Here is a 14,110-nt window from a genome sequence, read left to right as displayed (position 1 = left end):
TATGCAACAGGAAAATATAAATAAAGAAGTTGAAGATATCAATCTAAGGCAAGTATTTGAACAATACGCTTTCTATTGGAAATGGTTTGTTTTATCAATTACAATAGCCGCTGGGTTATCAATTGTATATCTGCGATATACTGAGAAAGTATATAGCACAACAGCTAAAATTTTATTAAAGGATGAAAAAAGTGCTTCTGCAGGAGAGTTAGCAGGTATTGCAGAATTGACAAATAGTATCGGATTCGGCGGAAGTAGATCGGCATTCGTTACAGATCAAATTGATGTTTTATTGTCTCGTCGATTAATGAGAAAAGTAGTTGATGAGCATCATTTGAATGTGATTTATGCTTCAAAAGGTAAGATTCGTTCAACAGAGGTTTTGGAAAAGGACATGCCTTTCGCAGTAAGAGTTCATGGGGATCAAGATACCGTTGCGATAAACATGGAAGTAAAATTTAAAAATAATAACCATTTTATAGTAACAGATGTAAAGACAGGAATTAAAAAAGATTGTTTATTTAATAAAGTTCTAAAAATAGGAAATAATGATTTTATTTTTGAACGTAAAGCTAATCGTGTGTATAATCCTGATAATGAGTATACTGTAGCTTTTATAACTACAGATCAAGCTATAGACGCGGCTTTGGCTTCCATATTAATAACACCGAATAAGGAACTTCAATCATATGTGGTTAACTTTTCCATGTTATCCACTATTAGTAAAAAAGCAGAATTAGTATTAAACACTTTAATTGATCAGTACAATTTAGATTTAACAAATGATAAGCTTAGGATGACACGTGCAACATCTGATTTTATCAATAAACGTCTACTTCTAATTTCCAAGGATCTTTCTGGAGCAGATTCGCAAGCAGCAGAATTTAAATCAGCAAATTCGATGGTCGATATGGCTACAGAAGCTGGGGTATTTTTAAATACTGCTTCTGAAAATGATAAGAAGCTTCTAGAATATCGTACACAATTGGGATTAGTTGATCATATGAACAATTACATGAGAGCCCAAGAAGTTGGAAAATTACTACCGTCCAATATCGGACTTCAGGATTTATCTATAACCTCTGCTATAGGATCATACAATCAACTTGTGCTGGAACGAGATGATCTTTTGAAATCTGCATCAGAGAAGAACCCGACTGTAGTTGCTCTTAATGAAAACATAATTGAAAGTTACAGAAATATTAGTCAATCTTTACAGAATTATCAAAGAGTGACTAGATTAGCATTGAATAGTCTTCAGCAAAAATCCAACGAGATTAAAGGTCGGATTAGCTCTATTCCGAGTCAGGAGCAAGGATTTAAGAAAATTTCTAGGCAGCAACAAATTGTAGAATCATTATATCTTTTGCTGCTACAGAAGAGGGAAGAAAGCGAAGTTAAAGCAGCGGCCACTCCAGATAATTTAAAAATTATCGACGCTTCATATACGAATAGAATCCCAGTTTCTCCCAAAAAATCAATAGTTCTATTGGGCGCGATGATTTTAGGGTTTATTATACCCTTAATAATTCTTTATATAAAATTTTTATTGGATAACAAGATTCATTCTCGAAAGGATATTGAAGATATTGTTGGTATACCTGTTTTAGGGGAGATACCTACAGCTGAAGATACAATTGTACACCTAAATGATCGGTCGTCACTAGCAGAGGCATTTCGTATTTTACGCACTAACATGAGTTTTATGTTTGGAGCCGAAAATAAGGAGGCTTCTAAAGTGGTTTTTGTAACTTCTACAATCTCTGGGGAAGGAAAATCTTTCGTAACTACCAATCTTTCTCAGATTCTATCCATGTCAGGGAAAAAAGTGCTTTTAATTGGTGCTGATATAAGAAGCCCTAAAGTATTGGATTATTTGGGATTATCCCATTTGCAACATACAAATGTGGGTATTACTCAATTTTTGATTAATCCGGATATGGATGTGGATAATATCATCATTAAAAAGCCTGGGAACTATGATTTCGATGTGGTCTATTCCGGTTACATTGCACCCAATCCTGCCGAATTATTGATGAATGGTCACTTTGACGATGTAATTAAATACGCTCGTGAGCATTATGACTATGTATTGGTGGATACAGCACCAGTAAGTTTAGTAACAGATACCTTGTTGATCGCACATAATGCTGATTTAACGTTATACGTGTCTCGCGTAGATTATTTAGATAAGCGCTTACTTCAAGTGCCACGTGAGCTATATGTAGACGGCAAATTGAAGAATCTTGCATCTGTAGTCAATGATGTTGACTTTGCCCGTGGTTATGGCTATGGCTACGGTTACGGCTATGGTTACGGCGACAAAGGAAGCAAGAAAACGGGCTTTGCGAAAGTTTGGCAAGACCTGAAAGATCGCTTAAATATAAAATAAAGGTCTATATTAACTAATTTTGGCCTTATTGTTGTTGAATCCCAAGTCGTAGAAAACGGCTTGGGATTTTTTATTTGATATCATTATTATAAAGACTTAAGTCGTTCTTATTAATATCTTAATACATTCAACCAAATGAAAAAACTTCTATTATTAAGTGTTACTGTCTCATTTTGCATACTATGTAGTTCTGTTTCTGCGCAGTTCTCCAGGCCAGTTAGTATCGGCGCAGGAGCTGGAGGGACAATTAATCTTACAGACATGGGTAATGTAGAGTCAAAGTTTGCATTTTATGGAGAGCTTGACTATCTGATCACACCTTTTATTTCTGTCGGGGTACATGGTGAAAAGGGAACAATAGCCGGGAACGGGTACGAAAGCGAATTTAAGAATCGGTATTTCGCAGGAAATATTAACGGAAAAATACGTGTCGGTCAATTTTTGGAAGGAGCTAAGAATTATAGTTATTACACCTTGCAGGCAAATACCTTATCACGTATTCTTGCTAATGTTTACGTTGGTGCTGGAGCCGGCTTAGTAAAGAATAGAATTGCAGCACATCTATCATCGCAATATCGTAAAGCAATATTGGATCAGGGTGGTGAATTTTCAGATAAATTCGGACAGATTCATTTTGTGGTTCCCTTAAATTTGGGGATAGACATTCCTTTTGGGCGTACGTTATATGGACCACAATGGGCAATCAATGTCAACTATCAACATACTTTGACCTTTAACGATAACTTGGATGGTATTATCAATAAGAATAACGATCAATATGGCTTTGTGTCTGTAGGTGTCAAATATGCATTGTTCAATCGTAAATAGGCCAGTTTAATATCTAAATAGAAAAAATAATGAATATAGGTAAGAAGTACAATGGCAATCGCCTGCTGGGGCTTTTTTGTTTATCGATCTTAATCGGTTTTACGGCGTGTAAATCGAATACGGCGATGTACAAAGCGCCAAAAGTAAATGCGTTTAAAGGCGGAAAGTTACCGCCTCCTCCTGGAATGGTGTATATTCCCTCGGGAACCATTTTGTTCAAAGGATCATTGGATAGCGGAAACGTCGGGAAAAATGTGAGTGTGAGTGCATTTTTTATTGACGAAGCGGAAGTTACCAATAAACAATACCGTGAATTTGTTAACTGGGTGGCGGACTCGGTTGCTGTAACCGATTATTTAAATGATGACCAATATTTTTTGGATATTGCAGGCGAACAGGTAGGACAAAAGCGGATCAATTGGGCGAAAGTAAAAAAGATATCACCAATTTGGAAAAGTAACGATCCTGCTATCCAGGAGCGTATCGCCCCTATGCTTGAAATGCAGGGGAATAGACGAGCACTCAATCCGGAGATGATTAGATATCGATTCTCTTACCTTCAGTCGAAAGGGAATGTAAAAAAGAAATATGTGACGGATACTGTGGCTGTAATGCCCGTTGAAGACATTTGGACAAAAGATTTTCCGAATGCGCAACTTGCATCGCTAGATGCGAATTACTTTACCCACCCTTCTTTTGATTATTATCCGGTAGTGGGGGTTACCTGGAGACAGGCGCGAGCGTTTACCGACTGGCGTGCAAATGAGATGGCCGCTACGGTATTGAAAAATTCCTATCTTAATGGCTATCAGCTTAGCTTGAGCCTACCCACCGAAGCACAATGGCAATATGCGGCATCGGGTAAATTGGATCCTCAGGATACAATTGCGGGATCGCGTATGACGATTGATGGAGCAGAAGGAAAAAAGAAATTGGCGGTCAATTTTAAACAGGGTGAGGGAACGTATTCCCGTGATGGTGCCACGTTTACGCTTCCAGTGAAATCGTATATGCCGAATGCGTTTGGTGTGTATAATATGGCTGGTAACGTATCGGAGTGGACGCTCGATGCGTATAGCCCTTCTGCAGTGGTTTTTGTGAATGACTTAAATCCGGCTTTACTGTATGATGCTGATGAGAAGGATGGCGATGCTTTGAAACGTAAAGTGGTGCGCGGCGGATCTTGGAAAGATAACGGTGAACAGTTAAATAGCGAAACCCGAAATTACTCGGTAGATTATGAACCACATTCTTACATTGGTTTCCGTTGTGTGATGTCGGCATTTGAAATGCCAACCGTTCAAAGTAAAACACGTAAGTATTAATTCGCTGTTGTATATATAAAAATCGATAACGATGAAAAAAGAAATAGTATTGATAGCGGCGATGGCTTTTGGAATTGGGTCATTGTTTGCTCAACAGGAAACCACAATAGATACTGTGCCGGCACAGCAGCGGATGTTGCAAACGGGTGCCTCAACGCCTATCCCTGCAGGAGAGGTAATCCAGGATACCATTCCATTGGAAGATGGCTTTTACCAGGCCAATAGTATGGAGGATGCGGTGCCTTTTGCTTACCCCGAGGTGAATAAAAAGAATATCCGGTTTTACAAGCGGGTATGGCGCGATATTGACCTTAAGGATGAAAAGAATAATCTATTGGCGGTACCAGGTAATTCATTGATTGAAGTGATCATGAAAGCCATTGAAAAGGGAAAATTGTCACTCTACAGTCCGGATGATGATTCGTTCAAAGGAAGATTAAGTGCTCAAGAAGGGTTGGCTCGCTTTGCAGATAGCGTGCTGGTTCCAATCTTTGACGGCGAGGGTAATCAGATCGATTCGAAAATGGCGCTGAATGAATTTGATCCTGCGCGCGTAACCAAATTTAGAGTAAAGGAGGATATTTTCTTTGATAAGCAACGTAGCCGATTGGAGACACGCATCATTGGCGTGGCACCCTTAATGAATATCACCACTTCAGCAGAATTAGCAGAATCTGTGGGGGCAACACCGGCGTTTTGGTTGTATTTCCCACAATTGCGTTACAGTTTGATACAGGTCGATATTTCTGATCCGGATAAGGGTCTGTATGATATGACCATGGACGATTTCTTTGTACAGAACAAATTTGCAAGTACAATCGTGAGGGAATCATCGCCGGGTATGTTGCAGAATCTGAAAGATACCGAAAATGGAGGCCAACAGCTGGACGGTAAAAAAGTGGAGGAAAAGCTCGATGCCTATAAGAAAAGGTTGTGGAGCAATCCTAAAGGCGTAAAGGCAGAAGAGCTTGAGGGAAATAAGTCTGAAGTAGAGACAAAAGAAGAGAAATTATAATAAATACGATAAAGTAGTAGTGGTGCCTCTCTTTAGAAAAGATGAGGCATCACTATTTTAGGGTCCTATAGGGTTCTTTTTAATCAATTCTTCATGGTTTGTTCATGGGAAAGGATAAATAATGGCATATGTTTTGTTATTTTATGCTTCTATTTTCCTATAAATTCTCGAACGCAAAATATGAAATTAGTCCTTCAACGTAAGAAGGAAAGTATCTTTTAAGGCATATTTAAAACAACAAACAAACAGATAAGATCAAATCGTCATGTTAAGAAATGAAATGTATTCGCAAAAACCCATTCTAGTCATCTTGGCTGCAGGAATGGCCAGCCGCTATGGGTCGGCAAAACAGGTAGAATGCTTTGGCCCCTTTGGAGAAAAAATTATAGATTATTCAATTTATGATGCGATAAAGGCTGGATTTGGAAAAGTCGTTTTTGTGATTCGGGAGGAGTTTTTGGAGGTAATGAAAACCAATGTAGGGGATAAGCTGCCAGACTCCGTTGAAGTTGCCTACGCCTATCAGGATTTTGACTTGAAAAAATTTGGTGTGGATCGCGTCGTCGAACGTCAAAAGCCTTGGGGAACAGGACATGCTGTAATGAGTGCCGAGCAAGAGGTGGATAGGCCATTCTGTGTGATCAACGCGGATGACTTTTACGGCTATGATGCCTTTCAGAAAATGGCTGCTTTTTTACAGCATCAAGCCAATGATACGGAAATGGCATTGGTTGGATTTGAGGTTGGGAATACCCTTTCTGACTTTGGCTATGTCTCGCGTGGTGTATGTGAAGTAAATGCTACGAACCATTTACAAAGCGTTACGGAAAGAACTAACATTTATCGAAAAGACAGCGATATCGTCTACGCTCAGGAAGAGAAAGAAACCGTATTACCTGGCAATACACGGGTGTCGATGAATTTTTGGGGATTTACGCCTAAAATATTTGAAGTTGCACGCGCATTATTTCCTGATTTTGTGGAGCAAAATCACGAGAACCCAAAAGCGGAATTCTTTATCCCTGATTTGCCGGATTATATGGTAAAACAAGGCATTGCGAACTTTTCTGTTCTTCCCACCGATGCAAAATGGTTCGGTGTGACGTATAAGGAAGATAAGGATCAGGTTCAACAAAGTATTCATCAATTAATTGAGCGTGGAGATTATCCGCAACGCTTATGGCCAGAAAAGAAGGTGGTTGATGAAAGCATTTATCTGGATTTTTAGATAATACTATTTCTTTATGTATCAGGTAAAGTTCTCCTATATATTAAGAGAACTTTTACCGTTTATATGCCAACTTATTGGTACATTTACGCAAACTTAAACCTCGAAAGGGAATTTTAATAGATTTTAAATGAGTAATTTATGGAGGGAGGGCTTGTCCGTTAACAAGCCGCGTTGGGTCATTCTTTTAATAGATATGATCATAGTAGTGGTATCCTTTCTTGCCAGCTATGTGCTCATCTTCAAACATAGGGGCGGCGTTGAGCCGGATGCGTTGCGCATACAACTCATTTTGGTCTCCACCATTTATCTGATCTGCTTTCTTTTACTGGGAACATTTAAGGGGGTTATACATAAAACCGGCCTCCGTGAATTGCAACGGATGGTGTTTGCGATCGGACTGGGCTATTTTTCTTCGGTCCTTGTATGTAAGCTATTGGAATGGACGCAGCCTTCTTTCTTGCATGAAGCTTTCCCTTTTTCTGATACTCAGCTGCTTTTTCATGCGCTGATAGCGGGATTCGGAATGACGTTTAGCCGTGTGTTTTACCGGGCGTTGTACCATGAGCTGATGTGGGGAGGTAAGGATAACCGTATTCCAGTGATCCTTTTTGGCGCCGGAAATATGGGCAATACCACCTTTCACTTTATACATACAACATCGCGTACCAAATACCGCATTGTGGCCATTATGGACGATAATCCGCATCGTATCGGTAACCGTATCCAAGGCTTTAGAATCCACGATATTAATAAATTGAATAAAGAGTTCGTCAATCGGCATGGCAATGCAGCGGAATTGATTGTTGCTATCGACAATCGGTCGCCTGAGCGCTTGAATAACGTTTTTAAGCTGGCGGAACCGATTCCATTAGTCGTCAAAATTATTCCGGATACGGCACGTTTGTTGGCAGGAGAGGTGGCAACCCGCCAGATCCGAAGCTTGCGCATCGAAGATCTACTGGGACGAAAGGCAATCGATCTGAACAACCCGTCCATTGCGGCAGAGATGAAGGATCAAATTGTATTGGTAACGGGCGGTGCGGGTTCAATTGGTGGTGAACTGGTGCGTCAGCTTGCACATACAGATCTTAAACAGCTGATCGTGGTGGATCAGGCAGAATCTGCGCTGTATGATATTCAGCAGGAGCTGAGCGCGTCGGCAAATTTTGACCGTTGTGTGTTTATGGTAGGTAATGTCAGGGATGCGCTATTTATGGAGACGCTGTTCCAGGTTTACCGGCCAACCTACGTCTTTCATGCTGCAGCATATAAACATGTGCCGCTGATGGAGGCCAATCCTTACGAATCGATTCTAACAAATGTATGGGGCTCTTACAATGTGGCACAATTGGCGGATAAGTATGGTGTCTCTAAATTTGTGATGGTGTCTACAGATAAAGCCGTGAATCCGACAAATGTGATGGGAGCAACAAAACGTGTGGCTGAAATTGCGATATCCACCGTCAATAGCAACTCCAAAACCAACTTCATCATCACGCGCTTTGGCAATGTATTGGGATCTAACGGTTCGGTCATCCCACTATTTGAAAAGCAGATGCTCAAAGGGGGACCGCTCACCATTACCGATCCAAATATTACCCGTTATTTTATGACCATACCTGAAGCCTGTCAATTGGTGCAGGAAGCCGCAGTAATGGGTAAAGGTGGGGAAATATTTGTCTTTGATATGGGTGAGCCGGTCAAGATCATAGATCTGGCCAAACAGATGATCCGTTTGAAGGGCTACAACTACCCTGAGGATATTGATATTAAGTTTGTCGGTCTACGCCAGGGTGAGAAAATTTTTGAAGAGCTGCTGGCGAATGGCGAAAACACCGAGAAGACCTATCACGAAAAGATCATGATCGCAAAAGTGAATACACCGGATCTGGACGTACAAAAAGCAAGAGTAGAGCAATTGTGTGCGCTGGCGAAAACCGCCGATCCGAATACCGATAAGATGAAATTGGTGCAGCTGGTGAAAGATATCGTGCCGGAATACCGCTCTCAGAACTCTGTTTTTGAAACATTGGACAAATAGCCATTTCTGAAAAGGAATGGCTTTTTCATTTTAGGGATGCTATATGCTAAAAAAACTCCCCTTTCATCGCTTTTATTAAAAATCATTTTTTGGGAGGAAAGTAGTGAGACGATTCCTATTCTTCATACATGTCTAGAATATTTTTAGCAGTTGATTTTAATTCATCAATCAATCTATTGGGCGCAATGACTCTCATGTCATTTCCAAAAGATAACAATTCCATAAAGAAATCGTGGGTGAGGAATAGTTTCAGCCTCACACGCACTTCTTCATCACTATCAATAAGCAGTACTTGCGATTCGTGTAGAGGTAATGATTTAATATATTTCCCTTGAAAAGGATTGAATGATAAAATGACATCCTCCGGTTTGTCTCTATTTTGGCTGATGATACCGAAGCAGTGTCTATAATGCTCATTTACATCAAAATTTTTCGGAGATTCAAATCTCTTTTTCAATATCTCCAATTCCTTCAGCCGGTCGAGTGCAAAACTTTTGATCTGTTCGTTTTTGAGGTCTTTTGCCAACAAGTACCATCTATTTTTAAATTCCTTTAAAGCAAAGGGCTCAACATGACGGTCAGTTAATCCGCCTTCCCAATATTTTTGATAGACAAACTTGATCTGCAACTGGTTTTTAATGGCATGCAACAAGCTATAAAGATGCTCCGTACCCTGTGGTTTTCGCTTTTCAAAGTGGATATGATTCGATAATCTGTCCGTAAGATTCAAGGCATTGAATGTGTCGAAAGCTTCCAATATCCGTTCGTTCAACTCGGGTTGTTCTTCTTGATCAATGTAATACACCTTCCGTATAAAATCGTATTGGATATCGATATTATAAATGGAGAATATATCTTTTCTGTCCCGCTGAAATGTACGCATAGATATATTATAATCATATTCCTGTATCTCCGACTCCAAAGCCAAGTAGTCCGCTATCTCGATAAACTTAGCCGGACGCTTTCTTAGTTTCTTAATGATTAGGTTGTATCTTGCTATAGCTTCTCTTTTTGACATGTCGCACTGTTTTATTTCTAAATAATATTTTAACAAGTTAAGAATAGACTGTGACATTATGTGTCGTTCTCTTACTGTTTATTCCGATTTTCTTGATAAAGCATCACATAAACTATGACTGACCCAACGGCTCAATTTTAGAATGACCTTTAAGCTTAATATGACGAATACTGAAAGAATCACCCATGTATACCATTGTAAGTTAGTGCCAGGCTGCATAGTCGGTTCTATCTCCACGATCAGATGGACACCAATTATTAATAAAAATGAGCTCGCTCCGCTTAAAATTAGCAGGAAGATAACGGCAGTAACAATTCCTCTCATGATAATGTTTATTTGATGATGAAGTAAATAATCTTGTATAACACCGAACAGGTAATCCACAGGACAATTAAGCCTGCTATACCAAGTAGAGGCAATGCCACAAAGAAAGACATATTCATAGCGTTTGCTATACCCATCATGACTGTTAGAATGATGGGTGATGGAAGAAGGCAGATAATGACAGCAATCCATTGCGCTATATTTTTTCGCTTATCCATTGTTGTCCTCCCTTTCTTTTTGGCTGGAATTATTGTCTTTTTGGGCAGCTTCATTCTCAAGCCTCTGTGTTTCTTCTTTTATACCCGCCCAAAAACCTTTGGACAAGAGGAGCCAGCCAAGGATATAGCCTAAGATACCCAGTGCCCATTTATTCCACGAAAATGCAGTGGCAAATGCCAAGCCAATGGCGAGTCCTATAATGCCATTGATTAAGGCTTTGGCTAAGATTACAATTGATTTCATAAATATTATTTTGTAAAGCTTGTTTTATTATGAAAGCAAAGATGCAATGGGATTAGGACAGGAGATGTCGTGGTTGGTTATTTTTCTACAGTTAATCTTGGAAAAATGAATGACTCAGATAAATGGTGATTTGCTGATTCTCATTGAGGGAATATTCCATTGGAGAAGATGATTCCGTCATACTGTTGACCTAGAAAATGCTAAAAAAATACTAGGGAAATCAGCAAAAAAATCAAACCGCCCGTATTTGGCGGTTTGTATAAAAGCTAAAACCACCCTAAAGTCAGGTGTAAACCGTGTGCTATTATTAATATTATAGCTCCGATATTAATTAAAATGACATCCCAATATTCCATTTCTTTCATTCGCGCGAGGACGAAAAGAATAAATGACACCCCAATAAAAACGGTAGATGTCGTTGATATTGCACTGCCCCAGGAAATCCAAGTTAACGCCACTGTTGCAATAACAAGGCAAAGCATAAGATAGAAAGATTTAATCATTTACTAGTACTTTTATAATATGTTGAAGTTTTTTGCTCTAATTAACTTAACCCACAAATGATTAAAAATCTAGCTCTAAAGTGTCTTGATTGCCAAATTCTAATGCCTTCGTCATTTTGACAAAGTCATTTAATGGGTTTTTGACTATAATACCGCTAATTAGCATTAAAATAGCCATAATTTTCTCTCGATCATTTTCTTTTTCTGCCTGTTCAAGATTCCTATATAAAGCACTTAAACCAGTTTCACGTTCAGCAAAAGTTGTTTCCAAAGTATTTCTTAATTCTTGAAGTTTACCTGAATAGATTTTTATCCGTTCATCAGATTCAATCTTAAGCTTCTTAAGCTCATAATTCATCTGTCTACTTTCTTTCCAGAGTTCTTCAACTTTATTAACGTCAAATGAACTAATTACGTTTATGGTTTTATCCACAAGTGCACTTGCGATGCGTTTTTTTGCTGTTGTTTTATTATTTTCCATCATCTATGATTTTTGCTTTATTTATGTTGTTATATTCATGGCATATTTGGAGTAATAGTTTTACATCCTCCCAAAATTCCTTATCATTTTTCAATTTTTTTCGATTCGATTTTTGATTCAAATAGGAAAAAAGGTCTGAATCCCCAAAAACCTTTAGTCTCATAGGGTCATAACGCTTTATGAACAATTTATTGACCTTATCTAAAGATTCTATAATTTCATTGATTCTTAATATATTCGCCTTAATAGCTAAAAAACCTTTACTGGTATTAAGCATTGCATTTTCTATCTTGTTTTTTGCTTGTTGTACCTCAAGACGTTTTGAAGAAACTTCTTTATTTAATCGACCAATTTCAGAAACGAAGCTTCCGATTAATTCTAATGTTAATTCGATACCATTCTCTATTAAAGTATGCTTATTTATTTCCTTTTTGTTATCAAGTACATTAACTATAGATTTGCCTACTTTTTCATGCACGTCATCAAAAAATGAACTGTCACTGAAAGATTTGATGAGCATTTTTTCATCTTGAAACGTTTTAATACCGTCAATTTCTATTTTTGTTATCTTGTCGTTGATTATCTCACTACCCTTACTGCTAATCTTATCTTTGATGATAATAACCATTTCTTTCGCTAATGAAAGATTTCTGAAGACGTCCATCCTACATTTTGCCAATAATATTTCTGCATCATTATGATAATCCATTGCATCTCTAAAATCACTCTGTGTAGTAAGAGCGACCTGTTGTAAAGCAGATAAGCGATTTACTTCGTTTTGAAGTTTAGAAGATTTCCCTAATGTTACAATTGATTTAAAAAAATTACTGACTTCTGGGCCTTCTGTATTTATACTTTTATCGTTTAATATTTCATGGATTGCTCGATCAGCATTCTTTATTTTTGTTGAAATTTGTCTTTTAATTGAAAGATGTTTAGTGACGGAATTTTTCTTATCCCCTAATATAAGGTCTGTTTCAAAATGGCGTTTATAAATAGTGTTATTCTGCTTATAACAAAAAAATGGAATTAAAAAAATATCCTTAATAAGTAGGCAACCCATACAAAGAAATACAATCTTTGAAAGAATTGTATAGGATGAGAAATCAAAAATAACAGTTGGAAATTTAAGATACACATAAAAAAAATTTGCATTTAATATAATGAAAGATACAAGCAAACCCCAATAGATATATGCTTGTTTTTTTTGTCTAAGATATAAGTGATGAATACCAAATAATCCACTTAACAGCAACAAACCATACGATATACGTTTGCTAAAAGGTTCCTTTCTATTTACGTCCAAATATTTGTTTTTAAATAAACTCCCTAATAGAATTACAGTAGACGCAATGATTCCAAAGAGTTTTGCATAATAATACCAAGGTATATTTTCGTGTAGATACTCTATTTTACGAGTTATAAAATTAATATCAGTACTTTGTAAGTTCGATATATGCTGTTTTAAGATATTTTCAAGCCTATTCATTTCTATTTAAATTGATTAATTTTACCCATTCAACACTGCCAACATTTGTTTTACGTAGCCATCATGTCTAAACCAATTATGCGCCCAATTGGGCACCATAAAGATATAGCCGCAAGGGTCTTCGTGTGGTGCACAGTCCAACTCGTTTCCGATAATGTGACTTGCTTCTTTTACGGATACATCAAGTACTTTGGCAAGCTCTTTCCGGAGAAGATTGTAAGTGATATCGCGAATTATCCGTGGTGTTATAGATTTACTTTTTAAAGCCGCGGCTGAAGAAGGATCTTTTTCTAAAAGCATTTTGAGTTCTTGAGCATTTGGTGTTCTAACAACAGGTAATAGTCGTAATCCCCAAAAACAATACTCGCCATTTACCTTGAACATACGAAAACCCTGTTCGCTGTTCCGGCGGTTACACGATTCCGCTAATGCCCAAACTTTGGGATTGTTGATTCCATTCAAAATTTCAGGGATAATTGGCTGTCGCCGCAGTAGGCCGTAGGGATAACCTTCGCTGTTGATGCCACCATATCCTTCTGGGATATCGTTGTCATCCACAATACATGCTTCTACTTGCACTATGCCTGGCACGTTTGGGTATTCGGGATTATGTTGAATAAATTGTTGTTTCATCCGTTATAATTAGATTGTTAGATAATTGCCGGCATATGTTTTCGTGTGTTTTCTCAAGGTGTAATGTCTCGGCAAAAAGCTCCTTAAAGTTTTCCGTATTTTTTATTTATTCAAAATTACTCCATCACTACGCCAATACGCGTCGTCCTCTATTGTCAAAATTTAAAATTTCAAAAAAGTCCAGATGCTTTGAAAAATAATAAGCTAACACTGCTTAAGGTTAATAAGCTTTGATTACTAAAAGGCATCCAAATATATGAAATTATTTACAATAAAGTATTGAAATAACTAATTGAGGGGTTATAAGAAGAGCGTCGAGAATAATAGGTGGCAGAGCACCGCTGTACGATTACACGTACACTTATGCA

Annotated in this window: 11 protein-coding genes; 6 read left to right on the top strand and 5 right to left on the bottom strand. The window is 38.0% G+C overall.

What is annotated here, in order from left to right:
- The first annotated feature begins 1 nt into the window (after nt 1).
- The 6 genes from B2107_RS13230 (at nt 2) to B2107_RS13205 (ending at nt 8,832) form a co-directional block, all read left to right on the top strand.
- Entirely contained in the window at nt 2-2,392 is a 2,391-nt protein-coding gene (locus B2107_RS13230; protein ID WP_293956134.1) for a GumC family protein, read from the top strand.
- Between the two features lie 135 nt (nt 2,393-2,527).
- On the top strand, nt 2,528-3,220 hold the full coding sequence (locus tag B2107_RS13225) for a hypothetical protein (RefSeq protein ID WP_293956133.1): 693 nt from the start codon (nt 2,528-2,530) through the stop codon (nt 3,218-3,220).
- A gap of 29 nt (nt 3,221-3,249) precedes the next feature.
- Nucleotides 3,250-4,545, top strand: a complete 1,296-nt coding sequence (locus B2107_RS13220; RefSeq protein WP_293956132.1) for an SUMF1/EgtB/PvdO family nonheme iron enzyme — start codon at nt 3,250-3,252, stop codon at nt 4,543-4,545.
- Nucleotides 4,546-4,576: 31 nt separating this feature from the next.
- Nucleotides 4,577-5,560 (top strand): gliding motility protein GldN, encoded by a 984-nt coding sequence (gene gldN, locus B2107_RS13215; RefSeq protein WP_293956131.1) that lies wholly within the window; start codon nt 4,577-4,579, stop codon nt 5,558-5,560.
- Between the two features lie 265 nt (nt 5,561-5,825).
- On the top strand, nt 5,826-6,788 hold the full coding sequence (locus tag B2107_RS13210; RefSeq protein ID WP_293956130.1) for a nucleotidyltransferase family protein: 963 nt from the start codon (nt 5,826-5,828) through the stop codon (nt 6,786-6,788).
- 130 nt (nt 6,789-6,918) lie between these two features.
- Nucleotides 6,919-8,832 carry a polysaccharide biosynthesis protein gene (locus B2107_RS13205; RefSeq protein WP_293956129.1) on the top strand — a complete coding sequence of 638 codons (1,914 nt, stop codon included), beginning with the start codon at nt 6,919-6,921 and terminating at the stop codon, nt 8,830-8,832.
- 115 nt (nt 8,833-8,947) lie between these two features.
- Here the strand turns inward: B2107_RS13205 and B2107_RS13200 are convergent, their stop codons facing one another.
- The 5 genes from B2107_RS13200 to B2107_RS13180 all read right to left on the bottom strand — a co-directional run bounded on the left by B2107_RS13200 (nt 8,948) and on the right by B2107_RS13180 (nt 13,742).
- A complete protein-coding gene (locus B2107_RS13200; protein ID WP_293956128.1) occupies nt 8,948-9,850 on the bottom strand; it encodes a helix-turn-helix transcriptional regulator in 903 nt (300 codons plus the stop codon).
- Between the two features lie 534 nt (nt 9,851-10,384).
- Nucleotides 10,385-10,636 (bottom strand): hypothetical protein, encoded by a 252-nt coding sequence (locus B2107_RS13195; RefSeq protein ID WP_293956127.1) that lies wholly within the window; start codon nt 10,634-10,636, stop codon nt 10,385-10,387.
- Between the two features lie 564 nt (nt 10,637-11,200).
- Nucleotides 11,201-11,620 (bottom strand): hypothetical protein, encoded by a 420-nt coding sequence (locus tag B2107_RS13190; RefSeq protein ID WP_293956126.1) that lies wholly within the window; start codon nt 11,618-11,620, stop codon nt 11,201-11,203.
- A complete protein-coding gene (locus tag B2107_RS13185; RefSeq protein ID WP_293956125.1) occupies nt 11,610-13,109 on the bottom strand; it encodes a hypothetical protein in 1,500 nt (499 codons plus the stop codon). Before B2107_RS13185 ends, B2107_RS13190 begins: the two co-directional genes overlap by 11 nt.
- Before the next feature lie 21 nt (nt 13,110-13,130).
- Nucleotides 13,131-13,742 carry a hypothetical protein gene (locus B2107_RS13180; RefSeq protein ID WP_293956124.1) on the bottom strand — a complete coding sequence of 204 codons (612 nt, stop codon included), beginning with the start codon at nt 13,740-13,742 and terminating at the stop codon, nt 13,131-13,133.
- Between the last annotated feature and the right edge of the window lie 368 nt (nt 13,743-14,110).

It is taken from the genome of Sphingobacterium sp. UBA7855 (assembly GCA_002500745.1).
In the GTDB taxonomy this organism is placed as follows: domain Bacteria; phylum Bacteroidota; class Bacteroidia; order Sphingobacteriales; family Sphingobacteriaceae; genus Sphingobacterium.
The sequence above is the reverse complement of the archived record's forward strand: the minus strand, read 5'-3'. Positions and strand labels throughout refer to the sequence as shown.

What these genes read in the sequence shown, in the direction of transcription:
- B2107_RS13230 (WP_293956134.1), top strand. Translation starts at nt 2, where the DNA reads ATGCAACAGGAAAATATAAATAAAGAAGTTGAAGATATCAATCTAAGG.
- B2107_RS13225 (WP_293956133.1), top strand. Translation starts at nt 2,528, where the DNA reads ATGAAAAAACTTCTATTATTAAGTGTTACTGTCTCATTTTGCATACTA.
- B2107_RS13220 (WP_293956132.1), top strand. Translation starts at nt 3,250, where the DNA reads ATGAATATAGGTAAGAAGTACAATGGCAATCGCCTGCTGGGGCTTTTT.
- gldN (WP_293956131.1), top strand. Translation starts at nt 4,577, where the DNA reads ATGAAAAAAGAAATAGTATTGATAGCGGCGATGGCTTTTGGAATTGGG.
- B2107_RS13210 (WP_293956130.1), top strand. Translation starts at nt 5,826, where the DNA reads ATGTTAAGAAATGAAATGTATTCGCAAAAACCCATTCTAGTCATCTTG.
- B2107_RS13205 (WP_293956129.1), top strand. Translation starts at nt 6,919, where the DNA reads ATGAGTAATTTATGGAGGGAGGGCTTGTCCGTTAACAAGCCGCGTTGG.
- B2107_RS13200 (WP_293956128.1), bottom strand. Translation starts at nt 9,850, where the DNA reads ATGTCAAAAAGAGAAGCTATAGCAAGATACAACCTAATCATTAAGAAA.
- B2107_RS13195 (WP_293956127.1), bottom strand. Translation starts at nt 10,636, where the DNA reads ATGAAATCAATTGTAATCTTAGCCAAAGCCTTAATCAATGGCATTATA.
- B2107_RS13190 (WP_293956126.1), bottom strand. Translation starts at nt 11,620, where the DNA reads ATGGAAAATAATAAAACAACAGCAAAAAAACGCATCGCAAGTGCACTT.
- B2107_RS13185 (WP_293956125.1), bottom strand. Translation starts at nt 13,109, where the DNA reads ATGAATAGGCTTGAAAATATCTTAAAACAGCATATATCGAACTTACAA.
- B2107_RS13180 (WP_293956124.1), bottom strand. Translation starts at nt 13,742, where the DNA reads ATGAAACAACAATTTATTCAACATAATCCCGAATACCCAAACGTGCCA.